The sequence below is a fragment of the Olsenella sp. An293 genome (genome assembly GCF_002159495.1).
Lineage (GTDB): Bacteria > Actinomycetota > Coriobacteriia > Coriobacteriales > Atopobiaceae > Thermophilibacter.
Genome location: NZ_NFIT01000002.1, coordinates 16,889 through 42,085 on the forward strand (window position 1 = coordinate 16,889; position 25,197 = coordinate 42,085).

Consider the following 25,197-nt stretch of genomic DNA (forward strand, 5'->3'; position numbering starts at 1 on the left):
GTCAACCCGTCACTTCTTGCGGCGGGCGCGGAAGAACGTGCGCAGCAAATCGGCAGCCTCGTCGGCGAGCACGCCAGGAGTCACCTCGAACTCGTGATTGAGCCGCGGGTCATGGCTCACGTCGTAGAGCGTGCCGAGCGCGCCGCCCTTGGGGTCGGTCGCACCGTACACGCAGCGGTCGACGCGCGCGTTGACCATGAGGCCCGCGCACATGAGGCATGGCTCGAGCGTCACGTAGACCGTGCAGCCCGTGAGCCTCCAGCGCCCGAGCGCCCGCGAGGCGGCAACCATCGCCGCAAACTCCGCGTGGGCGGAGGGGTCGGCGTCGGTCTCGCGCCGGTTGTGGGCGCGCGCCACGACCACGCCGTCGCACACCACCACGGCCCCGATGGGCACCTCGCCCTCCTCCGCCGCGGCGGCGGCCTCCTCGAGCGCCATGCGCATGAAGCGCTCGTCCTCAGCAGCGTCGTTCTTCTCGCCTGTCGTCACCGCGCCTCCTCGAGCCCGAATGTCCGCTTATAGGGTAGGATAAGGGCTGCACGCGGAGGAGTGGCAGAGTGGTTGATTGCAGCGGTCTTGAAAACCGTCGAGCGGGCAACCCCCGTTCCGAGGGTTCGAATCCCTCCTCCTCCGCCATTTGCGGGCACGCGGGCCCCGGCCGGGCTTTCCCAGCCGGGGCCCGCAGCGTGTCTACTCGCCACCCCCGGAAAATAACATGCACGAAGCGACCCCGGAGAGGCCGCCCGACAGCGTTTGCCCAGTTGCCGAAAAAGGCGCGGCCGCTTCGTGCCTGTTATTTTTCTGGCGTGCCGGGAAGCGCCCCGGACTCCCCGCCCGCGGGCGCCCGCCGCACGCGCCTGCGCGCCAGCGCGCGGTGCGCCCAGGCCGCCACGCCCGTGAGCGCCACCGCGTCCGCGATCGCGAGGGCCGTTCCCACCAAGTTGAGCCCCGCGCGCTTGATCGGTCGCTCAATGCCCGCACGGCCCCCCTCGGCGGCCGCCTCGTTGTAGGCGAGGTTCGTCGCGCGCGCCTCCACCGCCAGGTAGAGCACGTTCTTGGTCGCGCGCCTCAGGCTCGCCACGTAGCCGCGCCACGCCGCCCCGTCAGCCGCCTCCGGCGCAAACGCGTACGCGCCGTTGCGGAACACCCCGTCCATGAAGAGGTCGCCCCCGGCGTAGAGCGCCTGGTCGGCGCTCATGTACTGCTGGTGGTCGGCGTAGTCGGTGATGACGGCGCCCTCGAAGCCCCACTCGCCGCGCAGCACGTCCTCAAGCAGCGCCCGGCTGCCGCCCGCCCACACGGCTCCGACGCGGTTGTACGAGGTCATGAGCCCCGTGGCGCCGCCCTCGACGGCGATCTGGAACGGCCGCAGGTAGAGCTCGCGCAGCGACTGCTCGGTGAGCCACGTGTAGAGCGAGTCCCGGTAGGAGTCTTGGTTGTTGACAGCAAAGTGCTTGAGCAGGCAATACGTGCCCGCCTCGCGCGCCCCGGCCACGACGGCGGCGGCCGTGGTCCCGCACACGAGCGGGTCCTCGGCGTAGTACTCGTAGTTGCGGCCGCCCAGCGGCGTGCGATGGAGGTTCGCGCAGGGCGCGTAGAGCCCGTCGACCCCCAGCACCGCCGCCTCCGTCCCCAGCTGGCGACCGTAGGCGCGGGCGAGCCCCTCGTCCCACGTCTGCGCCAGCACGCAGGGGCTGGGGTATCCCACGCCATACGTCAGCTGGTTGAACGACCCCACCTGCGCGGGCCCGTCGACCTCCTTGGTGAGTGGCTTGCCAATCTCCTCGATCGCGCCCGTCGCAAGGTAGCCGTGCAGCGTGAGGCGCTCCATGTCGCTCACGGAGATGCGGTCGAGCACGATCTCCCAGAAGGGGCTCCCGTAGTCCTCGCCCAGCTGGCGGCCAAGCTCCGTGAGCTCGCCATTGTCAAAGAGCTGCCAGGCGGAGCTCCACGTGGACGCCGTGGGCTGATAGGTCCCCGTCTCCGCGTCCTCGGAGGCGAGAAGGGCGTCCCCCTCGGCCTGCCGCTCGTCGTAGCGGTTGAGCGCGGCAACGTCCTCGGACATCGCCCGGCTCGCGGCGCGCGCACGCGGGAAGGTCCCGGCAAAGTCGGCGCGCGTGAGGTAGCTCACGCCCTCCGACCCCCCGTCCACGGAGACGCCGTCGACGGCATCGGCGCCCGTGAAGCGGTTGCGCACGACGGCCCCGGTCTCGAGGCTCTCCTCGCAGCGCACGTCCGCGGGCAGCCAGAGCACCGTGCGAGCCGCCGGACAGTCCGCGACCTCGTGCGCGTTGCGCTTGAGCTCCACGACGTACTCGCCGCGCTCGAGCTCGTAGCCCGCAAAGCCGTTGCCGTTTGCGTCCGCGTGGTCGTAGGAGGCCACGTCATCGAGGTCAAAGGAGAGCGTCAGCTCCTGGCTCTCGCCGGGCTGCAGGAGGTCGGTCTTCTCGTACGCCACCAGCACGGTCGACGCCTTCTCGATCCCGCCCGGCTTGTACGGCGGGGTGCAGTAGAGCTGCACCACGTCGCGACCGGCCACGTCGCCGGTGTTGGTCACGCGCACGCGCAGCGAGAAGCTCGTGTCGCGCCCCACGCGCGTGCCCTGCGAGGGGGATCGCCCCTCGACCTCCCAGCCAAACTCGGTGTAGCTGAGGCCAAAGCCAAAGGGGTACTGCACCACGCCCTCGTAGCCCGTGCCGTGCTCGTTTTCCACGTCGTCCCAGAAGCCCTCGGCGTCGGCCGTCTCGTACCAGCGATAGCCCACGTAGATGCCCTCGACGTAGTCCACGTAGCGCACCGCGTCGTAGGTCTCGGGCACGCCCACGTTGACGTTGGGGGTGCCGTCGGCGGGGTAGAGGCCCTGCGAGCCCACGTAGGAGCCCTCGCCCTTCTCGCCCGCGTTTGCCCAGCTCGCGGCTGTTGAGAAGTCGTAGGCGTAGGTGTCCGCGGTGCGGCCCGAGGGGTTGACGTCGCCCCAGAGCACCGACGCCACGGCCCGGGCGCCCACCTCGCCGGTGGGTCCCACGAGCAGCGCGGCGTCGATCCCGGGGATCGTCTCGAGCTGGCCGAGCTCCATCGTGTTGGTTGCGTTGACGATCACGACCACGTGCTCGTAGGTGGCGCCCACGTAGCGCAGGAGCTCTTCTTCCTCAGAGGAGAGCTCCAGGTAGGTGCGGGTGGCGTCCGTCACGACCTCGCCGTCGCGGTCACGGACCTTGTACTGGCGGGACGGGCAGTCGATCGACTCGCCCGCCACGCGCCCGATCACCACGAGCGCCGTGTCCGAGTAGGAGCGCGCGGAGGCGAGCAGGTCCTCGGAGTAGCAGCTCTCATCGCCGAGGCGCGGCTCAAAGAGGCGGCAGTACTCGTAGTCGTGGCTGTTGAGGGCGCCGGAGCCGCGGTAGTCCCGCTCGCCGCGAAAGCTCCGGTACATGTCCGTAAGCTCGCGGTTGTAGGCCTCGCCTCGCTCCTCCAGCGCGTCGAGAAGCCCCAGCACGGGGCCCGTGACCTGGCCAGATCCCGAGCCCGAGCCCACCCACTGGGTCGACGCCCAGCCAAAGACGTTCACGCGGTCGGTCCCGGCGGGGAGCGGCAGCGTCTCGTCCTCGTTGCGCAGCAGCACCACGCCGCCGGCCTCCACGCGCTCGGCGAGGGCGCGGCCCGCGGCCATCACGCTCTCGCGCTCCCGGTCCGTGACCTCCACGACGTCGGTGCCCAGAAACGACTTCATCGTGTCGCCGAGAAGGACCGTGGCCGCGGTGCCCGCCGCGAGCGCGCCGATGACGGCGAGTGCGACGACGCCGGCGGCCACCCGCGCGACGCGGCGCACGAGCTGGCGCACGATGAGGTGGTTCTTCTCGACACGTGGCATGTGGTCTCCTCTCCGCTCCATCATACGACGGCGCATGGGCTACAATGGCCAGTGGAAAATCCGCCGAAGAGAAAGGTCCGCATGAAACCTCGACCTCGTCGTCGATGACCCTGCGGCGCGCCCCGCCTGCGCGTCGCCCGACGCCCTACGCAGCTTAAGGAGCGCGAATGATCTATCTGTCCCAACTCTTGGGCAACCCTGTTCTCGATGCCGACGGCGAGAAGGTCGGCACGGTCTCTGACCTCGGCATCGCCACCGGCGAGGTCTTCCCCCGCATCACGAGCTTGGCCTTCATGGGGCCCGGCCGCACGCCCATCATGATCTCGTGGCGCAAGTTCGTCGACACCTACGACGAGCACGAGGTCCACCTCAAGGTCATTGCCACGGACCTGCGCTTCTCCTACCTGCAGCCGGACGAGGTGCTTCTTGCCCGCGACATCCTCAACAAGCAGATCGTGGACACCCACGGCATGCGCGTCGTGCGCGTGAACGACCTCAAGCTCTCCGACACCAGCTCCACCCAGCTGCGCCTGCTGGGCGCCGAGGTGGGCGCGCGCGGGCTGCTGCGCAGCCTCCACCCCGCCCTCGAGCGCGTGGCGCTGCGCCTGGCGCGCACCTTTGGCCACCCGATGCCCGAGAAGATCATCGCGTGGAGCTACATGGACCTCGTCGAGCGCGACCTCTCCAACGTCAAGCTCTCCGTCTCGCACAAAACCCTCGACGACATGCACCCCGCCGACATCGCCGACATCATCGAGCGGCTCGACCCGCGCCTGCGCGGCCAGGTCTTTGCCCAGCTCGACGACGAGCAGCGCGCCGCCGCCGTGGCGGAGTTCGACGACGACGCCATGGCCGCCGAGCTCATGGGCAACCTCAACGAGTCCGACGCCTCGCGCATGCTCTCCGAGATGGACCCCGACGACGCGGCGGAGCTGGTCTCCGAGCTCGACTACGACAAGGCCGAGAAGCTCCTGCGCCTGATGGGCGTCCAGGAGCAGCGCGCCATCCGCCAGCTGCTCGGCTATCGCGAGAACACCGCGGGCCGCATCATGACCTCCGAGGTTGCCTCCATCGGCGAGACCGCCACCGTGGCCGACGCCGTGGAGCTGCTGCGCGGCCTCGACGAGGACTTCGAGTCCGTCCGCTACGTCTACCTCACCGACGAGGACGGCCGGCTCTCGGGCGTGGTCACCCTGAACAGCCTCATCGTGTCCGAGCCCGAGACCCGCCTCTCCGAGATCGCCACCGAGGACCTCGTCACCGCGAGCCCCGAGGACGACCAGGAGGACGTGGCCGAGGACATCGCCAAGTACAACCTGCTCGCCATGCCCGTCGTCAACGACGAGGGGCGCCTGCTGGGCATCGTCACCGTCGACGACGCCCTCGACGTCCTCGAGGAGGAGCACGCCGAGGACCTGCGCGTGGCCGGCGGCTCGGCGGACGGCGAGGACTCCGGGCACGCGAGCACCCTCATCTGGCTCGTGCGCCGCAACGCCTGGGTCGCGCTCTGGGCGCTCGGCGTGCTCGCGCTGGCGTTTGTGGTGGGCGGCAGCCTCGGCCTCGGCGAGACGCTCGCCGCCGCGATCCCGCTCGCCGTGGCGCTCGTCCTCGCGGACGACTCCATCAGCTACGTCACCAACTTCTTCCTCGAGAACGACCCCGACGACGAGGACTCCCCCTCGATGATCGGCTTCACGTTCAAGGGTCTGGGCCTGGGCGTGGCGCTCGGCGTCCTCGTCGCCCTGATCGTCGTCGCGCTCGAGAGCGTCATCACCTCGCCCGCCGTTCCCGCCATCCCGTCCTCGCTCGGCGGGCTCGGCGGCGCCCTCACCACGGGAGGCTTCGCCGCGGCGGTATCCACCTTCGTCTCGTTTGCGCTCACGCCCGTCTACCTGGCCGTCCTGCGCAGCCGCGACGAGCACAACAAGGAGACCTCGGGCTTCACGATCTCAGTGATCGCGATGCTCGTGGCGGTGGCCGTCTTCCTCGTCGTCGTGATGGCCCTGGTGGCGTGATGAAAGGCGCCGATCGCACCTCGTCGCTGCAGCCGCGACGCATCCTGGCGGCCATGGGGCCGGGCATGGTGGCGGCGCTCGCCGGCGCGGACGCCGGCGGCGTTGCGACCTACTCCAACGCGGGCGCCCTCTTTGGGTTCCACCAGCTCTGGACCGTGCCCGTCATGTGCTTTCTTCTGATCGTCGCCCAGGAGACCGCGGCGCGCATGGGCTGCGTCACGGGCAAGGGCCTCGCGTCGCTCATCCGCGAGCAGTTCGGCGTGCGGCTCTCGGCCCTGGCCATGCTCGCGCTGCTCGTCTCCAACACCACGGTGACGCTCTCGGAGTTCGCGGGCATCGCCTCGGCGCTCGCCCTGTTCGACGTGCCGCCCATCGTCTCCGTGCCCGTCGCGGCCCTCGCCATCTGGCTGCTCACGATGAGCGGGTCGTACCGGCGCATCGAGAAGGTCCTTCTCGCCATCGCGTGCGTCTTTGTGACCTACATCGTCGCCGGCGTCATGGTGGGGCCGGACTGGGGCGAGGCGCTGCTCAACACCGTGGTGCCGCACGTCCAGGCCACGCCGCGCTACCTCTCGCTGCTCGTGGCCAGCGTGGGCACGGCCATCGCGCCCTGGATGCTCTTCCTGGCGCAGAGCAACGTGGTCGAGAAGAACGCGCACGCCGACGACCTGCCCTACCAGCGCATCGACACCGTCACGGGCGCCGTGGCGGCGAGCGTCATCTCCTGGTTCATCATCCTCACGACCGGCGCGGTGCTCCACCCGGCGGGGATCGCTGTCAACGGGGCCGAGGACGCGGCCGCCGCGCTCGCCCCGCTCGTGGGCGACTACGCCGAGACGCTCTTTGGCGCCGGGCTCGTGGGCGCGTCGTTTCTCGCCGCGTGCGTGCTGCCCGGCATCACCTCGAGCGCCATCTGCGAGGCGTTTGGCTGGGAGCGCGGGGCCGACCGCAGCTGGGCCGAGGCCCCGGCGTACCGCGGCATCATCACCGCCGTCATCGCCCTCTCCGCCGTCGTGGTGGTGCTGCCCAACGTGAACCTGTTTGGCATCATGATGGTCGCCCAGGTGATCAACGGCGTGCTGCTGCCCGTCCTTCTCGTCTTCATGGTGCTCATCGCGAGCGACAAGCACGTGATGGGCCGCTTTGCCAACGGCCGGCTCTGGAACGCCCTCACGTGGTTCACGATCGCCGCCGTGGCGGTGCTGACCGTTATCATGTTTGCCATGCAGGCGATGGGGCTGTGACCGGGGCCGCGACGGCCGGGCGGGGCCCCGGGGCTGGGGAGAAGGACGATGAACGCCCTCAAGGCGCGCATATGGCTCGACGGCAAGCGTGACAAGCTCGTTGCCACGCTGCCGGTCATCGTGTTCTTCATCGTCTTGCTCTGGGTCGTGACGCTTGGGTTTGGCTCGGACTACCTGCTCGTGGTCTCCCCCTTCACGACGCTTTTCGAGACGCGCCTCGCCAAGTACAACCCGCCGACCCAATACGCCCGGTTCGTGCTCGTGAGCGCCTTCGTGCTGCTCGCCGCACGCGTGGCGGTCTCGGGCATCGTCGCGTGCGTGCTCGTGAACCTCTGCGTCCCGTTCTTTCTCGTCTTCATGCGCTCCTCGCAGCTCAACCCCCGCCGCTACTTCCCCTACACCATGCTCTTCTGCTGGCTCGAGCTGCGCCCCTACGCCATCATCGACACCTTCTGGACCCAGGCCGCGGTGCTCGCCACCTGCTGCGGGCTGCTCTCGGCGGCCCTGCTCGTGACCGGCGTCGCGCGCCATCGCGCCGACGGCCCCACCGAGCAGCTGCACGTTCTTGTCCGCCGCCTCGCAGACGACCTCGACCGCGCCGCGGGGAGGCCCGACGGCGCCCTCGCGGGCGAGCTGCTCGCGCTCAGGAGCGACTTCGCGCGGCTCGCCTACACCGCCCGCGAGGACTCCTGCGCGCCGGCGCGCGTGTCCGACCTGCTGGACATGTTCGCGACGCTCGCCCAGCGCACCGCCTACCTCTCGGGCAGCTCCGACTGGGAGGGCCGCCACGAGGAGCAGCACCGCCGCGCCCTCGCCGAGCTCGCGGGCCTCACGCGCCGCATGGACGTCGCGCTGCGACTCAAGAGCGCCGAAGCCTGCGAGGCGCTCCTGCCCGAGGTGAGCGCCCTTCTCGCAAAGACGCCCATCCCCGAGGACCGCTTCCGGATCTTCTTCCAGAGCTACCTCAACCTGGTCTCGCTCATCCTGCGAACCGCCGCCGACCCGCACCAGCGCCCCTGGCGCCTCACGCCGCGCGGCCTCGCGCGCGTCACGCTCTTTCGCAAGCGGCCGAGCCTGGACTCCTTCGAGATGCGCTTCGCCGTGCGCTGCGGGGCCGTCCTGGCCGTGAGCTGCACCACCAACCTGCTCTTTCCCGTTGAGAAGCTCTACTGGTTTGCGCTGCACGCCTTCCTGCTTCTGCAGCCCTTCCCCGAGGAGACCGTCCGCCGCATGCGCACGCGCATGATCGGGACCGTGATCGGGTGCCTCTTCGTCCACGCGCTCGCCCTGCTCGACCTGGGCTACGCGGGCATCACCGTGCTGGGCATGGTCTTGGTGGCGCCACTGTACGCCTCGACGCCGGGGTCGGTGACCTCGGCCTTCTTTGCCACGGCGTACGCGGTCACGATGGCCTCGGTCTCCATCGACGACTCCTACGCCACGGGCATGCGCCTCGCGAGCCTGGTGCTCGCCATCGTCACGGTCTCCGTCGTCAACCGCCTGGTGTGCCCGAGCTCCGACCGGCGCCTCTTTGTGGCCAACCTGCGCCAGATGTTCGACATGATCGGGCGGTTCTGGGAGCTCGTGCGCGCCACGCTGGTCACGCGCGTGGACACCGTCGTCTCCTCGGAGACGCTGCTGCACTTCCAGATGGTCCACGGCCAGGCGGCCCGCTTCGTCGACTCGCTGGGCGAGAAGGACGAGCGGGACCCCGAGATCGCCGAGCTCGCACGGTATCGGGCCGCGGCGGAGCGGGCGCTGTTTTGCCTCTGGGAGCTCATGTGCGAGCTCGAGCAGCTCGAGTTGATCGTCCGCCTGCACGAGGTACGCCCCGAGGAGCAGGCGACGTTTGGCCGCATCATCGAGCTCGCGGAGGCCAACTGCGACCCGCGGCGCTTTGGGACGGGCATCGAGGACGCGCGCGAGCTCGTGGCGCGCCTCTCCGAGCCGGACCTGCGCTACGTGCTCGGGCAATACGTCGAGCGCGCCGGCGAGCTGCGCACCGCCATCGACGACGCCCGCGGGGCGCTCGTGGAGAAGCCCTCGTACGCCGAGCAGGTTCGCCACTGACCCCGCGACCTGCAAGTTGGGGACAGTCCCCAATTAGCAGCACGTTGGGGACTGTCCCCAACGTGCAGGTCGCGGGGTTACTTTCTGGCCTTGTCGAACTCCTCCTTGAAGGAGCCGAACATCTTGCCAAAGCCGCTGAGCTGCCTGCCGGCGGCACGAGCGACCTTGTCGCCGGTTGAGGCCGGCTTCTTCTTGGGGGCGGGCTTTGCCTTCGGCGTCGCGGACGGCGCCGGGGCGTAGGTCTTGGGCTGCGCCTTCTTGGGGGCGTTCGCCGGGTCCGCGCCCTTCTCGGCGATCCTTGCGACGGGCTTCTCGACGCGAACGTCGGCGGCGGGCACCTGCGGCACGGCGGGCGGCTCGTCCTCGGGCGTCGCGGCGTCGGAGATGGCGCGCTTGGCCTTTCCCAGCACCTTGCCCAGGGCGAACGAGCCCTTGTCGACGGCTTCCCCGGCCGCAGCGCCGACCTTCTTGCCCACCTCGGCGCCCTTGGCCTTGGCGCGGGCGTAGCCCTCGCCCGCAGCGCCCGCGAGGCCGCCGTCGAGCTCGACGGGGCGCTCGCCCGGGTCGACGACCATGAAGCCGCCGGAATAGCCGCGGACCATGTCGGGCGTGATGACAAACGAGCCGATAAGAGCCCGCGCGAGGCTGCCGTCGGTGGTGAGGAACTGGCGGACGGCGCCGCTCTTCTCGTCAAACTCGGCGTCCGAGACGTAGCCGAGGGACTTGCCCTCCACGGTCCGGGCGTCCATGCCGGACCAGATGATGCAGGCGTCCCAGTTGAGCCCCAGGCGGCGCTGGGCGGCGACGTCCATGCCGTCCTCGGGGCGCGTCACGAGGAGGTCCCTCCCGGCCGTAAGGCGGTATGCGTCAAGCGCGAGGAAGCAGTCCTCGCGCTTGATCATGCCAACGGCGTCGGGGCGCTTGACCATGAGGCCAACGACCCGCTTGCCGTCGGGCGAGAAGACCGCGTTGTGGACCTTGCCGAGCTTCTGGTACTTGTCGGTGACGGTGCCGTCCTTGGCGGTCTTGGTCTTCTTGTGGATGAGGACGCGCAGGCCGGTGAGCTCGCTGACCTTGGTCACGCGCTACGCCTCGGGGGTCTCGTCGTCGGCGTCGACGACCTCGACGTGCACGGCGTCGGCGGGCTTCTCGTCGGCGACGGGCATGTCGGTCATGGCGGAGACGCGATCGGCCACGGAGCTCACGGCGTCCTGGACCTGGGAGGAGGCACCGGCGACGGCCTCGGAGAGGGAGTCGCGGAGCTGGTCCATGCGCTCGCGGGCGAGGTCGACCTTGGCGCGAAGCTCGTCGGTCTTGGCGTCGACCACGGGGCGCACGCCGCTGAACTTGTCGGAGACGACGCCGGCGCCGCGCTCATAGGTGTCGACGGCGCTGTCCCACGCGTCGTTCATGGCGTCGGCCGCCATGGCGCGGCTCTCGGCGCCGGAGCGAGGGGCGAGCATGACGCCCGCGACGACGCCAGCCGCAGCGCCGACGATGCTGCCAAAGATGAAGCCGACCGTCTTCTTGTTCATGGGATCCTCCTGTCAGTGCTGGCTACTGGGGGCGCGGGAGTGCGCCGGGTGGGCGGGTGTTAGCGAACAAGGTGGGGGCGCGGGACGTCGCCGAGATCCCAGGCGTCCGCGGGGCCGGGTTCGGGGTCCTTCTCGTCCTCGGGGGCGTCCTCGGGCTCGGGGGTGAGGTCCTCCGTCTCAGGCTCGTCGGCAAAGTCATCCACGAGCTCGGGCTCTGCCTCGGGTGCCGGCGCGGCCATGGGCTCGGGCTCGGGCTCGGAAGCGAGCTCCGGCTCCTCGGCCCCGAGGCTCTCCACCAGGGAGACGAGCCCGTCGACGATGGCGTCCACGTCGGGACGCGGGTCGCTGCCGCCGGAGTAGGCCCACTGGAGGACCCAGACCGCGCTCGACAGCGCGCCGGCAACCAGGACGTCATCCGGGCAGGCGAGGGTAATCTGGTAGAGGCCGTCGCCGAGGCCCGTTGTCAGGCCGGAGGAGACGTCTCCCGCCACGTCGGTGCGGGCGAGCAGCTCGACGGTCACGTGCTCGAGCAGGTGAGCGAGCTCGGTGTCCTCTACGACCTCGCCAAAGCTGGACGAGGAGTCGCCCAGGCAGAGGTGGTCGGCGAGCCCCGGCATGAGGTCGAGCACGAGCTCGGTGCCCTTGGGGTCCTCGCTGGTCATGAGCGGCGCGCTCGGCGCGAGCTCCACGATGGCCTCGAGGTTCCTCGGGCCGACGATCACCTTCTTGATCTCGAAAAGCTGAGCCATCGCCCGGCTCCCCCTCGTGTCAGGCCCACCGGGAGCGGCGGGCGGCGTACCTTTGACCATTGTAATGAATGTCGCGGGGTCCGGCCTACTCCTTCTCGGAGTCGGCCGGCTTATCCCCGTCAGCGTCAGTCTCGGCATCCTCGGCGGCGGGCTCGGGCGCCACGACGCGGAGCATGGAGAGGCGACGGCCGCGCATCGACTGGACGCGGAACTGGAAGCCGTCCTTCTCGATGATGTCGCCGGGGTGAGGGACCTTGTCGGCGAGCTCGAGCACGAAGCCGGCGACGGTCTCGTACTCCTCGCTGTCCTCGATGGGCCAGCCGAGCTCGATGGCGTCGTCGATGGAGAAGCGGCCGTCGACGAGCCACTCGCGGTCGGAGAGCTTGGTGAGGTACTTGTTGTCGGGGTCGAACTCGTCCTCGATCTCGCCCACGACCTCCTCGACGATGTCCTCGATGGTGATGATGCCCGCCGTGCCGCCGTACTCGTCGACGACGATGACCATCTGATCGTGGCTGGACTGCATCTCGGAGAGCAGCGGGATAATGTCCTTGGTGTCAGGGACAAAGTCGGCGGAGCGCACGTGGCCGGCAACGGGGTCGGAGGCGCGGCCCTCGTCCAGGATCGGGCTGATGATGTCCTTGATGTGGGCGATGCCCACGATGCGGTCGACGGACTCGTGGAAGATCGGGATGCGGGAGTAGCCGGTGCGGCGCATGACGGCGAGGACCTCGGTGAGCGTGGAGGTGTCCTCCATGGCCGTCATGTCGACGCGCGGGACCATGACCTCGCGGGCGATGGTGTCGCCCATGTCGATGACCTCGTGGATCATCGACTTCTCCTGGTCGGTGAGCTCGTCGGCGTCCGTCACCATATACTTAATCTCCTCTTCGGAGAAGCTGTCACGCTCGTCGGCGGAGGCGACGCCCAGAAGGGCGGAGAGACCGGCGGCAGACTTGGAGGTCAGCCAGACGAAGGGTCGGGCCACGTGCATGAACGCACGGATGACGCCCGAGACGGACTTTGCCACGCCCTCGGAATCAGCGAGCGCGATGCGCTTGGGGACGAGCTCGCCCACCACGATGGAGAGGTAGGACACGAGGAGCGTGATGATGACGGGGGCGAGGGCGTCGGAGATGCCGTCGGGCACGCCGAAGCTCTCGAACCACATGCCGAGCGGGTCGGAAAGGCTCGTGGAGGCAAACGCCGCGGAGGCAAAGCCGACGAGCGTAATGGCTACCTGGATGGTTGCGAGGAACTGGCCGGAGTCAGCGGAGAGGGCCAGGGCCGCCTTTGCCCTCCTGTCACCCTCCTCTGCCTCGGGTTCTAGAATTGCCCGCTTGGCGGAGACGACGGCCAGCTCTGAGGCTGAGAAATAACCGTTTGCGAGCGTGAGCAGAAACGTGACAACGATGCTAATGGCTACGTCCATGCGCCTGTGCGCAACCTCCTCGGTCGGGGATCAGATGCGTGCCGCGGGCCGGGACGATGGGGCCCTCGACACAATGGATTGATTTTATCAGGTCGAACGCGCATACACCACAACGTTGTCCCCCAGGTTGTCGCAAGGCTGCAAAACGCCCCTTCAATCCATATTCCGATGGGTCGCGGGACAAAAGTCGCCTTCGATCCATGGCTTTTGAGGGGTCACGCGCCCCTCGGCGGCGCCCGCTCGAACGATCATCTGGGAAAACGCTGGCGGCGGCGCCCGCAAGACCCCGCGCGCGGCCATTTTTCCATGGATCGAAGGCGGGTTTTGTTCCGCGTCGCGCCTCAATATGGATTGAGCGCCACTTTTGCGCTCACGAGCCGAGTGCTCCGCCGCTGAGCTCCTTGAGGGCCGCCTCCTGCGACTCCGTTCCGAACAGCCGCTCCCGCAGGTCCCTTCTGCTTTGCGCCATGCGGGCGCTCGGGGGCCGCCGGCTCAGGCCCAGGCTCCGCTCCAAGTCGCTCACGAAGTGGTCGAGCAGGGCATTGCTCCTCAGGATTCCGTTGGTGAGCGTCAGACAGTCCATACCCTCATCCTGGTATATGCGCCGCTTTGCCTCGTCTCGGGCCCGCGCCGCGGGAGACAGGTGCTCCTGAGTGCTGTCGTATTCCACCACGGTCCCGTTTTCCCAGGAAAAGTCTGGGACGATAGTCTTCTGCCCAAAGGCCTCGGCAAGCCGATCGGGCAGGTCAATGCGCTTGTTCATGGCAAAGCCCACGAGCCCTGCGCCACCACGCGCGCGGCTCTGGAGGAAGAAGATCGCCACGCTCGTTTCCCTCGGCGAGTTCGAGCGCTCGACGGCGAGCGCAAGGGCCGACAGGGCCCGGACCGCCCCTCGGACGCGCAGGGCCCGGGCGGCCTTTGCGTAGCCCTGAAGGTCGGCGAGGCTCGCGAGCGGCTCGACGTCGCCCGCGCTCCCCTCGTTTGACCAGGGGGTGAGCGCGTAGGCCCCCGCCATCTCGCAGGCAAGCTCGGCGAGCTCGATGGTGTCCCAGCTCGAGGCGAGCTGGCAGAAGACCACGGGCATCCTGCACACGGAGATGTCGTCACCCAGGCCAACTAGATGCTCGTCGGTCAGCGGGCCTCGCCAGACGTGATCTTCGACGCGTGCCGCTCCGTGCCGCCCCTCCCGCCCCCTCAAGACAACCTTGAGGGGCGCCTCGCTGTCACACAGGTCAAGCGCGAGGCCTGCCCGCTCCGAGACGGAGAGCGCCCGCGCTCCGTAGGTCTTTCCGGCGGGCTCCGCCACGCTGCGTCCCTCGTGCGCGACCCTTATATTTCTCCAATAGTTGAGCGCTGACTCATATCCTACTATCAACTTAACCTCCTAGCTTTGTAACACAACTCTAGCGTTAAGTATGCCAGGAGATCTGATTTTGTAAAAGCTATTTATCTTGTCCTTTATTTTTCTACATTTGTCGAAACCTTGTTCATGCTTTGAGCGAATGTAGAAAAGGCCGCCCGAGCATGCCCGGACGGCCTCTTCTCGCGTATGTCGCGCCTTGGTTAGCCCACGAGCTTAGCCACGAGGTCGCGTGCCTCGGTGAGCTGCTCCTCGCTCGGGATCCAGTTCACGGCGAAGGTCTTCTCAGGGAGCTGGAAGCCGGCAGCCTCGAGCTCCTTGCCCACGTTGTTGGGGCCAAGCGGCGCCCAGCCGTAAGAGCCAAAGGCCAGGCCCACGCGGTTGTCGTTCTTGGGCGAGAGGCCCTTCATGTAGGTGAGGAAGCTCGCCACGGTGGGTAGCATCTGGCTGTTGAGGGTCGGCGAGCCCACGCAGACGTACTTGCAGTCGAGGAAGACGTCCATGACGTTGGAGATGTGGTTCTCCTTGAGGTCCATCAGCTGCGCGGGCACGCCGGCGGCCAGGAACCCGTCAACGAGAGCGCGGGCGATCTTCTCGGTGGAGTGCCACATCGAGTCGTAGACCACCACGGCACGCTCCTTGACGGCGCCGGAGACGAAGTCCTCCTCGTAGGCGCGCAGGATGTCCTCGACGTGGCTGCGCCAGATCACGCCGTGCGCCGGGCAGATCATGTCGAGCGCGTCCGGCCCGAGGGAGCGCACGGCCTTCACGGCAGCCGTGGCCTGGGCGCGGTAGGGCTGAACGATGTTGGCGTAGTACTTGCGCGCCTGGTGCATGATCTCGCAGAGGTCGTTCTCGTCGTCAAAGCGTGCGGAACTGGCAAAGTGCTGGCCAAAGGCGTCATTGGAGAAGAGGATCTTGTCGTAGGCGTCGTAGGTCACCATGTTGTCCGGCCAGTGGACCATCGGGGTCTGGACAAAGGTCAGGGTGCGCTTGCCGATGCACAGGGTGTCGCCGGTCTTGACGCCGTGATAGCCCAGGTCGCCGTAATGGGCGGTCATGTTCTTGACGCCCTGCGGGGCGGAGCAGTAGATCTCGGCGCCGGGGGCGAGCTCGTGGATCATGGGCGTGGAGCCGGAGTGGTCCATCTCCACGTGGTTGGCAACGAGGACGTCGATCTTGGACGGGTCGATCACCGAAGAGATGCGCTGGAGCAGCTCGTCTTTGAAGGTGACCTTGGCGGTGTCGATGAGGGTGACCTTCTCGTCGAGGATGAGGTAGGCGTTGTAGGTGATGCCCGCCTCGGTGGTGTAGCCGTGGAACTCGCGCGCGTTCCAGTCGAGCGCGCCGACCCAGTAGACGTCGGGCTTGATCTGAACTGCGGAAAGCATGGGACCTCCTGTGGGATGACGGCCTTATTTGTTAGCCGGCTAGAGGCATTTTACCCAACTGCGGGCGGCCGGACCCCGAGGACCGACCGCCCGCGTGGGGGCTCTGTTATTTGGGGACTGTCCCCAATTTGCAGACTACTTCTCGCCGGCGGCGCGGCGGGCGGCGTACTCGGCCGCGAGCTTCTGCTGGATGTCGTGCGGGACCTGCTCGTAGCCGGAGACCTCGAGCTCAAACTCACCGGTGCCGCGGGAGAGCGAGCGCAGGCGGGTGGCGTAGTCGGTGACCTCGGCGTACGGGATGGTCGCGACGACGGTGGTCTCGCCGGCGGTGGCGCCGGTGCCGGCCTCCATGCCCTCGACGCGGCCGCGGGAGGCAGAGACGTCACCCATCACGGAGCCGGCGTAGCTCTCGGGCACGGTGATGCGCAGGTGCGCCATGGGCTCGAGCAGGACGGGCTCGGCCTGCTCGACGGCCTTCTGGAAGCCGATGCGCGCGGCGGTCTTGAACGCCATCTCGTTGGAGTCGACGGGGTGGTAGGAGCCCTCGTAGACGGCGACCTTGACGTCGATCATCGGGTAGCCGGCGAGCACGCCCTCGCGCATGGTCTCCTGGACGCCCTTGTCAATGGCCGGGATGAAGCCGCGCGGGATGTGGCCGCCCACGACCTCGTCGGCAAACTCGTAGCCGGCGCCCGGGTTGGGCTCGATGCGCAGCCAGCAGTCGCCGTACTGGCCGGCGCCGCCGGTCTGCTTCTTGTGGCGGCCCTGGGCGGAGGCGACGCGGCGGATGGTCTCGCGATACGGGATCTTGAGCGCCACGGTGTGGGCGGTGATGCCGGCGCGGTCCTCGAGGCGGTCGAGAAGGACGCTGACCTGCGCCTCGCCGATGGCGGAGATGACGGTCTGGCCGGTGTCCTCGTCGCGCTCGACCTTGAGGGTGGGGTCGGCGTCCGCGCTCTTCTCGAGGAAGGCGTAGAGCTTGCCCTCGGTGCCGCGGGAGTCGGGCTCGATGGCGATGCGATAGAGCGAGTTGGGGAAGCGGAACTCGGCGGCCTCGACCTTGCCCGTGACGGACAGGGTGTCGCCGGTCATGGCCTCGAGCTTGGGAACCACGACGATGTCGCCAGCGGCTGCGGACTGGACGTCGGTGGTCTCCTTGCCGCACATCTGGTAGAGGTGGCCGAGACGCTCGGTCTTGCGGGTGCGGGCGTTGGTGAGCTCGATGCCCGGCGTGATGGTGCCGGCGAGGACCTTGAGGAAGGAGAGGCGGCCGTTCTGCGGGTCGTTGAGGGACTTGAAGGCAAAGACCACGGGTCGCTCGTCATCCTCGGAGATGTCGAGCTGCTCGCCGTTGACCAGCGGGATGCGGCCAAAGTCGGCCATCGTGGGGAACCAGGCCACGGCGGCGTCCATGAAGGAGATGACGCCCTCCTCGCGCACGCAGCTGCCGGAGAAGACCGGGACAAAGACGCGCTCACGGATGGCCTTGGCGAGCAGGCCCTCGAGCTCGTCCTGGGTGACCTCCTCGCCCTCGAGGTACTTCATCATGACCTCGTCGTCCGCCTCGACGACGAGCTCGGTGAGCTGGGCGCGGGCGGCCTCGGCGGCGTCGACGAACTCGGCGGGGACGTCCTCGACCACGGGCTTGCCGTTCTCGAGGTGGCGCGCCTTCATGTGGACGACGTCGATGATGCCCTGGAAGGCCTCGCCGGAGCCCATGGGGATGGTGACGGCGCCGAGGTTGGTGCCAAAGCGCTCCTGGAGCGCGGCGAAGGCGACGTCAAAGTCGGCGTCGGGGCGGTCGAGGCGGTTGATGAACAGCGCGCGCGCGAGGCTGAGCTCCTCGGCGGCGTACCACAGGCGGGTGGTGATGGTGCCCGGGCCCGAGGCCGCGTCCACGACAAAGACGGCGGTCTCGCAGGCGCTCATGGCCGCGTAGGCGTCGCCGACGAAGTCGGGGTAGCAGGGGGCGTCGAGCACGTTCAGGCGGGTGCCCTCCCAGACGATCGGGGCGATGGCGGTGGAGATGGAGAAGCCGCGCTCGCCCTCCTCGCCGTCGTAGTCGAGCGTGGGCTTGGTGCCGGCGTGACCGCCCAGACGGGTGGTGCGGCCCGTCAGGTGGAGCATGGCCTCGGCCAGCATGGTCTTGCCCACGCCGCCTTGGCCCACAAGGACCACGTTCTTGACCTTCTCGGTTCCCTTTGCAGCCATGATGCCTCCCTTGAACGGGGTGTATGCACGATGTGAATCACCTTACCCACGTTTGGGCGCGACGTTTCGCACATATCGGGCAGCGGGCGAGAAGAACGGTGGGGGCGCAACGTCTCCGTCCCGCCCCCACGGTCACTTCTTGGGTTCGTCGCCCCCCTCGCCCTTCTTGGGAAGCCGGCCGGCGCGGCGCAGAGCGTCGCGCAAGATCCACTCGACTTGGCCGTTGGCGCTGCGCATCTCGTCGGCGGCCCAGCGCTCGACCGCCGCCCAGACCTCCGGGTCTATGCGGAGCGGATATTGCTTGCGCGCGGCCACGACGTCGGCGCCTTACTGGTAGAGGGAGCCGGTGTTGAGGACGGGCTGGGCCTCGGACTCGCCACAGAGCACGACCATCAGGTTGGAGGCCATCACGGCCTTGCGGTCGTCGTCGAACTCCACCACGCCGCCGTCGGAGAGCTCCTTGAGCGCCATGTCCACCATGGAGACCGCGCCCTCGACGATCTTCTTGCGCGCGGCGATGATGGCCTCGGCCTGCTGGCGGCGCAGCATCGCCTGGGCGATCTCCGGCGCGTAGGCGAGGTGCGTAAGGCGGGCGTCGTCCACGGAGACGCCGGCCGGGGCGAGGCGACGGTCGAGCTCCTCCTTGAGGGACTCGGAGACCTCCTCGATGTTGGAGCGCAGCGTGATGGAGCTGTTGGAGGCGTCGTCGTCCTCCATGTGGTCGTAGGCGTAGATGCTCGCCACGTGGCGCAGCGCGGTCTCGGTCTGCATGGACACGTAGCTGGGGTAGTGGTCCACGTCGAAGAGGGCCTTGGCGGTGTCGGCCACGTGCCAGACCACGACGGTCGCGATCTCGATGGGGTTGCCCATCTTGTCGTTGACCTTGAGACGGTCGCCGTTGAGGGTGCGGGCGCGCAGGGAGACCTTGGTGGAGAGCGCCTTGGCGGCAGCGGCGGCCTTCACGGACGGGGTGCCCTCCTCCAGGCTCACGTCGATGGAGGCGCCGGTTCCTTCGGAGCCCAGGCTGTGGCTGTAGAAGGGGTTCACCCAGTAGAAGCCGGACTCGCGGACGGTGCCCACGTAGTTGCCAAAGAGCACGAGCACGCGGGCCTGGCCCGGCTGCAGCGAGAAGAAGCCGCTGCTGATGATGATGGACACGATGAGCAGCACGATGCCGCCGACGAGCAGCGCGGGGCCCGTGACGGGGGCGGGCACGCCGGCGTCCTCCGCGGAGGCGAGGATGATGATGCCCTGAACCATGCCCCAGATGGCGGCGGCGTAAGCGACGAGGTTGACGAAGAGCATGGGCCAGCCGGACGCGGCGCGGGCCTGCTTCTCTACGGTCATCTTGGTTCCTTTCAACGGCGCTGCGGCCCCCTATGGGTCGCGGTGCGCTGATGCCATTGTGATATCAAGTTGGTTTCTTTTCAAGAGGGAGGGGCGGGCGCGGGGAGAATGTCGGCGAACGGCAGGTATACTGGACGCCATGGGATACAAGACCTACACCTGTCCGATCGCGCGCGACTGCGGGGGCTGCGAGTGGCTCGCGGTTCCCTACCCCATACAGCTGCGCCGCAAGCAGGAGCAGGTGGAGGGGCTGCTGGGCGAGATGGCGGCGGCGGACGGCTGCGAGCTCGAGCCCATCCGCGGCATGGACGAGCCGCTGCGCTACCGCCACAAGGCCGCCACGCCGTTTGCGCACGGGGCCCGCGGTCGCGTGCTCTGCGGGTTCTACGCCGCCGGCACGCATCGCATCGTGCCGTGCCGGGACTGCCTGGTCGAGGACCCGCGCGCTCGGCGCATCCTGGGCGCCGTCGCCCAAACCGCCGAGCGCCTGCACATCCCGCCCTACGACGAGGACCGCGGCGTGGGCGTGCTGCGCCACGCCGTCGTGCGCTGCGGCTACGCGACGGACGACGTGCTGCTCACGCTCGTCACGCGCGTGGACGAGCTGCGCGGCGCCGAGCGCCTGGTCTCCGAGCTGCGCGCGGCGTGCCCCGAGGTCACGAGCATCGTGCAGAACGTGAACGACCGCCGCACCAACGCGATCCTAGGCCGGCGGTGCCACACGCTCTATGGCCCCGGCCACATGCACGACAGGCTGCTCGGGTGTACCTTCGAGATTGGCCCCACGAGCTTCTACCAGACCAACCCCGCGCAGACCGAGGTCCTCTACCGGCTGGCGCTCGAGGGCGCCGCGGGCGCGCGGCGCGTGCTCGACGCCTACTGCGGCACGGGCACCATCGGCATCTGCGCCGCGGCCGAAAGCCCGGACGCGCAGGTGGTGGGCGTGGAGCAGGTCTCGGGCGCCGTCGCCTGCGCGCGGCGCAACGCCGAGGCCAACGGGGTCGCGCAGCGGTGTCGCTTCGTCGCCGCGGATGCCACGGCATGGATGGCGGGGGCGGGTCGCGAGGAGCGCTTCGACGTCGTCATCATGGACCCGCCGAGGGCCGGGAGCACGCCGGAGTTCCTCGCCGGGGTGGCGGCGCTCGCGCCGGGGCGCGTGGTCTACGTGAGCTGCAACGTGATCACGCAGGCGCGCGACCTCGAGCTGCTGCGAGAGCGGGGATACCGCCTCACGCGCGTGGCGCCGGTGGACATGTTCCCGCACACCAAGCACGTCGAAAGCGTGGTCACGCTCGAGCGCCGGTAGCGCGCCGCGTCGCGGCGGCTGCAAAATCGCCCTTCAATCCATTTTTCCCGACCCGCCAGAACAAAACCGGCCTTCGATCCATGAGATTATTCGCCTCAGAGCCGCTTCGAGCGAGCTGTTAGCCATCTCTTACTGCAAAATGCCTGTTGGCGTTTTGCAGCCGCTCCGCAGAGGGCCAAAATCGCATGGATCGAAGGCGGGTTTTGTTTTTCGCGCGGCCCAAATATGGATCGAACGCCACTTTTGCACGCCGCCGGACGCGCAAGAGGGGCACGGGCCCGCTGCCGCACGGCAGCGTGCCCGCGCCCCTCTGGAAGTCTCTGGTCTGTCGCGCCTACTCGGAGTCGATGGCCACGGTGAGGTCGGGGCGCACGTGGACACGCCCGGCGGCGAGCAGGCCCACGACCTCGGGGTAGAGCTCGTGCTCGATCTCGTGAATGTGCGCCTCGAGCTCGTCGACCGACCAACCCTCCTCCACCGGCAGCGCGCGCTGGGCGATGATGGGACCGGCGTCGTAGTCGGCGTTGGCGAAGTGCACTGTCACGCCCGTGACCTTGACGCCGCGGTCATAGGCGTCCTGGATGGCGTGGGCGCCCGGGAAGCTCGGCAGCAGCGCCGGGTGCAGGTTGACCACCCGGTTGGGAAACGCCGCGAGGATCGGGTCGTGCACCTTGCGCATGTAGCCGGCCATGATGACGTAGTCAACGTCGCGGCGCGAGAGCTCGGCGGCGATGATCTCGTCCGCCTGCTCGGGATCGGCGTAGATCTCCTTGGAGAGGGTAAGCGTCTGCAGGCCGGCCGCCTCGGCGCGCTTGAGGCCAAAGGCGCTCGGGCGCGAGCTCACGACGAGCTCGATCGAAGCGTCGAGCGTGCCGTCGGCAATGCGGTCGATAATGGCCTGCAGGTTGGTCCCGCTGCCGGAGATGAGGACGCCCAGCCTGATGGCGGGCGCGCCCGCAGCCCTATCGCTCATCGTCGTACACGACCTTCCCCTTGGCGCCCGCCTCGCCGGCAATGACGCGGCCAACCTCAAACGGCGCGAGACCCTGCGCGACCAGCGCCTCGCGCACCGCGGCCTCGTCCTCGGGCGCGCACACGATGGCCATGCCCACGCCCATGTTGAAGGTGCGGTACGCCTCCTCGAGCGTGAGGCCGGCCTCGCGGATCATGTAGGTGATGACCGGCGGGACGTCCCAGGCGGGACCCGCCTCGCCGCCGCGGTACACCAGCGCGTCGAGCCCCTCGGGCATCGCGCGGTCCAGGTTCTCGGTGATGCCGCCGCCGGTGATGTGCGCCATCGCGTGGATGGGCGCGCCGGCGCGCAAGGCGGCCAGGAGCTTGCCGGCGTAGATCGTGGTCGGGCGCATCACGGCGTCGGCGAGCGACTCGCCGCCCAGCTCGGGCAGCGGCGTCTCGAGCTCCTCGACCGTCTTGCCCTCGATGGCGACCTTGCGCACCAGGGAGTAGCCGTTGGAGTGGATGCCCGAGCTCGGCAGGCCGAGGATGACGTCGCCCTCGCGCACCTTGTCCGGCCCGATCATCTTGGGACGGTCCACGACGCCCACCACAAACCCGGCGAGGTCGTAGTCGTCAGCGGCCATGACGCCGGGGTGCTCGGCCATCTCGCCGCCCACCAGCGCGCAGCCGGACTTGCGACAGCCCTCGGCGATGCCGCCCACGATCTTGGCCACGTGCTCGGCGCGCAGCTTGCCGATGGCCACGTAGTCGAGGAAGAACAGCGGCTCGGCGCCCATCGGGACGATGTCGTCCACGCACATGGCGACGAGGTCCTCGCCCACGGTCTCGTGACGGTCGAGCAGCTGGGCGATGGCCAGCTTGGTGCCCACGCCGTCGGTGCCGGAGACCAGGATCGGCTCCTCCATGTCCTTGAGCGCGGCGGCCGAGAAGCACGAGCCAAACCCGCCGAGCCCGCCGATGACCTCAGGTCGGTTGGTGGCCGCGACGGCCGCCTTGATCGCGTCGACGGCGCGGGCGCCCTCGGCGGTGTCGACGCCGGCGTCCTCGTAGCTCACGTGCTTGGTGTTGTCGGCCATCTTGGTCCTTTCTGTCGAAGGCGCGCGAAGGCCCGCGCCTATTCTCCCATCATGACGCTCTGCGCGTCCGCGAGCGGCATCCGAGACGTCCTGGACGCCTCGGTGAGGTTGTTGGGCTCGAACCCCGGCAAGAACCGGTCCTCCCAGTACGAGCGCGGGATCTCAACGGGATACTCGCCCGTGAAGCAGGCCTTGCAGTAGCCATGGGCCTCCCCGCCGGGAACGCAGGCGAGAAGCCCCTCGATGGAGAGAAATCCCACGGAGTCCGCCTCGATGTGGGAGCGGATCTCGTCGAGCGTCATCCTCGCGGCGATGAGCTGGTCCTGGCTGCCCGTGTCGATGCCGTAGAAGCAAGGCCACGCGACCATCGGCGAGGCCGAGCGCACGTGCACCTCGGTCGCCCCGGCCTCCTTGAGCATCCGGACGATCTGGCGGCTCGTGGTGCCACGGACAATCGAGTCGTCCACCATCACGAGCCGCTTGCCGCGCACCACGTCCGGCAGCGCGTTGAGCTTGAGGCGCACGCCCATCTGCCGCAGCTCCTGGGTAGGCTGGATGAAGGTGCGCGCAACGTAGCGGTTCTTGATGAGGCCCGTGCCAAAGGGAATCCCCAGCTCCTGGGCAAAGCCCTCGGCCGCCGGGGTCCCGGAGTCCGGCACCGAGATCACGAGATCCGCGTCCACCGGGGTCTCCCGGGCGAGCTGCCGGCCCATGTTGTGCCGCATCAGATAGAAGCTCGTCCCGTCCTGCACGGAGTCGGGGCGCGAGAAGTACACGTGCTCGAAGATGCAGTTTGCCCGGCAGCCCGGCTGGCAGCCGCGCTCCGAGCGCAACCCGTCCTCGGAGACGCGCACGATCTCGCCGGGCTCGATCTCGCGCACGAACTTGGCGCCGGCGATGTCGAGCGCGCAGGTCTCGCTCGCCACGACCCAACCGTCGTCGCCCAGGCGCCCCAGCACCAGCGGGCGGATGCCGTGGGGGTCGCGGAACGCGTAGAGCGCGTTCTCGCGCACGAGCACCATCGCGTAGCCGCCCTCGAGCATGCGCATCGTGTGCGCGATGCCCGTGCGCAGCCGCCCCGCGCGCTGCGTGAAGTAGCCGATGAGCTTGGCCGCCACCTCGGAGTCGGTGTTTGACCTAAAGGGGATCCCCATCTCGATGAGCTCACGGCGCAGCGCGTCAAAGTTCACGAGCGTTCCGTTGTGCGCCAGCGCGATGATCACGTCGTTGATCGTGGAGAGGTGCGGCTGCGCCGCCTCCCAGCCCCGGGCCCCCGCGGTGCCGTAGCGGCAGTGCCCGCACGCGACCCGCCCCGACATCGCGGTGAGGTCGGCGTCCGAGAAGACCTGCGTCACCAGGCCAAGGTCCTTGCGCACGAGCACCGAGCGCCCGTCTCCCACCGCGATGCCCGCGGACTCCTGCCCGCGATGCTGCAGCGCGCGGAGGGCAAAGTAGGTGATGCGGGCCACGTCGCGGCCGGGCGCCCACACGCCAAAGACGCCACACTCCTCGTGGAGGCCCTGCGGGAGGTCCTTCTCGGCAGTCTCGATGCTCATTGCGCGCTCGCCCCCTTGGGAATGCAGGCGAGCACCGTGCGGCCGGAGTCGCCGTCGTCATAGTTGCAGGTGCACAGCGAGAGCACCTGGGAGACGCCCGGGATGCGCTCGGCGGCGTCGGCGCGGCTCGTGGTCGCGCGGCCGAGAAGATCGGTGAGGTAGGCGGTGAGCTCCTCGGGGGAGGCAAAGGCGAAGCGGCGCACGTTGGCGTCGCTGGAGTCGGTCTGGTAGAGCATCAGCGGCTCGAGCTCGTAGGTGGCCGACTCGGTCACGTACCAGACCGTCGAGACGCTGTCGAACATCTCCTGGTTCTCCATGTCGGAGATGGGCTTGAACATGGCGCCGTTGCGCAGGTGGTGCCCGTAGATTATGGTCTGCGCGTCCACCATGCCGGGCGCGGTGTTCTCGTAGTCCATGAAGACCTGCCCACCGAGCGAGTACTCCCCCTCGGCGCTGGTGTGCAGGTACTTCTCGTTGTCAGACGCCTGGTAGACGGGGAAGTTGACCGCCGTCCCGGGAATCTGGACCCAGCCCACCACCTCGTCGTTGACGGCCTTGAGGCCCGCCCAGTCCACCTGCGGCGGGGTGGAGCCGTTGGTGGAGACGTCGGCGTAGGTGGCCAGCTCCTCGTTGATGCGGTCCTGCTCGGCGTACTGCATCCGGTTGTTCAGCCACATGCCTGCGGCCGCCACGATCAGGCCCACGCCCACAATAAACAGCAGGACGGAGATCACGCGAGCGGCGCGCTTCCACGGGTCGCGGCTCCTGCGGCCCGAGAGGTCGTAGGGGTCGGTCTCCCGGAAGTGCGGCTCCTTGCGGCGACGGTCGTGACGATGGGCCTTGCCCTCGGGCTCGCTCACCACCGCGACAAAGCCGGACGCCTCGTGGGGCATGCCGGCGGCGTGGGGGTTTCCGTCGGGGGCGTGGTAGGACTCGTCTCCGCCGCGGCGCGTGTGGAGCGCCTTGCGGGGGTTGCCCGAGAGCGCCGGGCCGGACGGGCGCGTGGCGCCCGGGTCGTCCCCGGGCTGTCTGAAGTGCGAGGCCATGCGCGGCGAC

At 68.8% G+C, this 25,197-nt stretch carries 19 protein-coding genes and 1 tRNA gene; 5 read left to right on the plus strand and 15 right to left on the minus strand.

The window, feature by feature from the left end:
- Positions 1 to 9 precede the first annotated feature (9 nt).
- The gene (tadA, locus tag B5F85_RS01235) at positions 10 to 489 is read right to left on the minus strand and encodes a tRNA adenosine(34) deaminase TadA (protein WP_255373636.1); all 480 of its coding nucleotides are present in this window, start codon (positions 487 to 489) and stop codon (positions 10 to 12) included.
- 54 nt (positions 490 to 543) lie between these two features.
- Here tadA and B5F85_RS01240 point away from each other — a divergent pair.
- Positions 544 to 636, plus strand: a tRNA-Ser gene (locus B5F85_RS01240).
- A 157-nt stretch (positions 637 to 793) separates the two neighbouring features.
- Here the strand turns inward: B5F85_RS01240 and B5F85_RS01245 are convergent.
- Positions 794 to 3,871 carry a glycoside hydrolase family 3 protein gene (locus B5F85_RS01245; RefSeq protein ID WP_158094537.1) on the minus strand — a complete coding sequence of 1,026 codons (3,078 nt, stop codon included), beginning with the start codon at positions 3,869 to 3,871 and terminating at the stop codon, positions 794 to 796.
- A 167-nt stretch (positions 3,872 to 4,038) separates the two neighbouring features.
- Here B5F85_RS01245 and B5F85_RS01250 point away from each other — a divergent pair, with 167 nt between their 5' ends.
- From B5F85_RS01250 to B5F85_RS01260, 3 genes are read left to right on the plus strand one after another with little or no spacing between them, the layout of a single operon-like run.
- A complete protein-coding gene (locus B5F85_RS01250) occupies positions 4,039 to 5,886 on the plus strand; it encodes a CBS domain-containing protein (protein ID WP_087313629.1) in 1,848 nt (615 codons plus the stop codon).
- A complete protein-coding gene (locus tag B5F85_RS01255) occupies positions 5,886 to 7,130 on the plus strand; it encodes an Nramp family divalent metal transporter (protein WP_087313631.1) in 1,245 nt (414 codons plus the stop codon). The genes B5F85_RS01250 and B5F85_RS01255 overlap by 1 nt, the downstream gene beginning before the upstream one ends.
- A 48-nt stretch (positions 7,131 to 7,178) precedes the next feature.
- Positions 7,179 to 9,200: an FUSC family protein gene (locus B5F85_RS01260; RefSeq protein WP_087313633.1), complete on the plus strand. Its 2,022-nt coding sequence runs from the start codon at positions 7,179 to 7,181 to the stop codon at positions 9,198 to 9,200.
- A 77-nt stretch (positions 9,201 to 9,277) separates the two neighbouring features.
- On the opposite strand, the gene B5F85_RS01265 is transcribed toward B5F85_RS01260, so the two are convergent.
- The 9 genes from B5F85_RS01265 to B5F85_RS01305 all read right to left on the minus strand — a co-directional run bounded on the left by B5F85_RS01265 (position 9,278) and on the right by B5F85_RS01305 (position 19,225).
- Positions 9,278 to 10,282, minus strand: coding sequence for a hypothetical protein (locus B5F85_RS01265; RefSeq protein ID WP_087313635.1), 1,005 nt, complete (start codon positions 10,280 to 10,282; stop codon positions 9,278 to 9,280).
- Between the two features lie 3 nt (positions 10,283 to 10,285).
- Positions 10,286 to 10,735 (minus strand): YtxH domain-containing protein, encoded by a 450-nt coding sequence (locus B5F85_RS01270; RefSeq protein ID WP_087313638.1) that lies wholly within the window; start codon positions 10,733 to 10,735, stop codon positions 10,286 to 10,288.
- A gap of 59 nt (positions 10,736 to 10,794) precedes the next feature.
- Entirely contained in the window at positions 10,795 to 11,484 is a 690-nt protein-coding gene (locus tag B5F85_RS01275) for a hypothetical protein (protein ID WP_087313641.1), read from the minus strand.
- Between the two features lie 85 nt (positions 11,485 to 11,569).
- On the minus strand, positions 11,570 to 12,916 hold the full coding sequence (locus B5F85_RS01280; RefSeq protein ID WP_087313643.1) for a hemolysin family protein: 1,347 nt from the start codon (positions 12,914 to 12,916) through the stop codon (positions 11,570 to 11,572).
- Between the two features lie 370 nt (positions 12,917 to 13,286).
- The gene (locus B5F85_RS01285) at positions 13,287 to 14,222 is read right to left on the minus strand and encodes a hypothetical protein (protein ID WP_087313645.1); all 936 of its coding nucleotides are present in this window, start codon (positions 14,220 to 14,222) and stop codon (positions 13,287 to 13,289) included.
- Positions 14,223 to 14,479: 257 nt separating this feature from the next.
- Entirely contained in the window at positions 14,480 to 15,667 is a 1,188-nt protein-coding gene (locus B5F85_RS01290) for an FprA family A-type flavoprotein (RefSeq protein ID WP_087313647.1), read from the minus strand.
- Positions 15,668 to 15,802: 135 nt separating this feature from the next.
- Entirely contained in the window at positions 15,803 to 17,878 is a 2,076-nt protein-coding gene (locus B5F85_RS01295; RefSeq protein ID WP_087313649.1) for an elongation factor G, read from the minus strand.
- 132 nt (positions 17,879 to 18,010) lie between these two features.
- On the minus strand, positions 18,011 to 18,193 hold the full coding sequence (locus B5F85_RS01300) for an Arc family DNA binding domain-containing protein (protein ID WP_087313651.1): 183 nt from the start codon (positions 18,191 to 18,193) through the stop codon (positions 18,011 to 18,013).
- A 12-nt stretch (positions 18,194 to 18,205) separates the two neighbouring features.
- Entirely contained in the window at positions 18,206 to 19,225 is a 1,020-nt protein-coding gene (locus B5F85_RS01305) for an SPFH domain-containing protein (protein WP_087313653.1), read from the minus strand.
- 139 nt (positions 19,226 to 19,364) lie between these two features.
- On the opposite strand from B5F85_RS01305, the gene rlmD reads away from it, so the two are divergent.
- Positions 19,365 to 20,531, plus strand: a complete 1,167-nt coding sequence (gene rlmD, locus B5F85_RS01310; protein WP_087313655.1) for a 23S rRNA (uracil(1939)-C(5))-methyltransferase RlmD — start codon at positions 19,365 to 19,367, stop codon at positions 20,529 to 20,531.
- 334 nt (positions 20,532 to 20,865) lie between these two features.
- Here the strand turns inward: rlmD and purN are convergent, their stop codons facing one another.
- The 4 genes from purN to B5F85_RS01330 are packed head-to-tail and all read right to left on the minus strand — an operon-like array spanning position 20,866 to position 25,187.
- On the minus strand, positions 20,866 to 21,504 hold the full coding sequence (purN, locus tag B5F85_RS01315; RefSeq protein WP_087313657.1) for a phosphoribosylglycinamide formyltransferase: 639 nt from the start codon (positions 21,502 to 21,504) through the stop codon (positions 20,866 to 20,868).
- Complete coding sequence (purM, locus tag B5F85_RS01320) at positions 21,494 to 22,585, minus strand: phosphoribosylformylglycinamidine cyclo-ligase (RefSeq protein ID WP_087313659.1); 1,092 nt, start codon at positions 22,583 to 22,585, stop codon at positions 21,494 to 21,496. The genes purN and purM overlap by 11 nt, the downstream gene beginning before the upstream one ends.
- A 38-nt stretch (positions 22,586 to 22,623) precedes the next feature.
- Positions 22,624 to 24,141: an amidophosphoribosyltransferase gene (gene purF / locus B5F85_RS01325; protein WP_087313661.1), complete on the minus strand. Its 1,518-nt coding sequence runs from the start codon at positions 24,139 to 24,141 to the stop codon at positions 22,624 to 22,626.
- Complete coding sequence (locus B5F85_RS01330) at positions 24,138 to 25,187, minus strand: class B sortase (RefSeq protein WP_087313663.1); 1,050 nt, start codon at positions 25,185 to 25,187, stop codon at positions 24,138 to 24,140. The genes purF and B5F85_RS01330 overlap by 4 nt, the downstream gene beginning before the upstream one ends.
- Between the last annotated feature and the right edge of the window lie 10 nt (positions 25,188 to 25,197).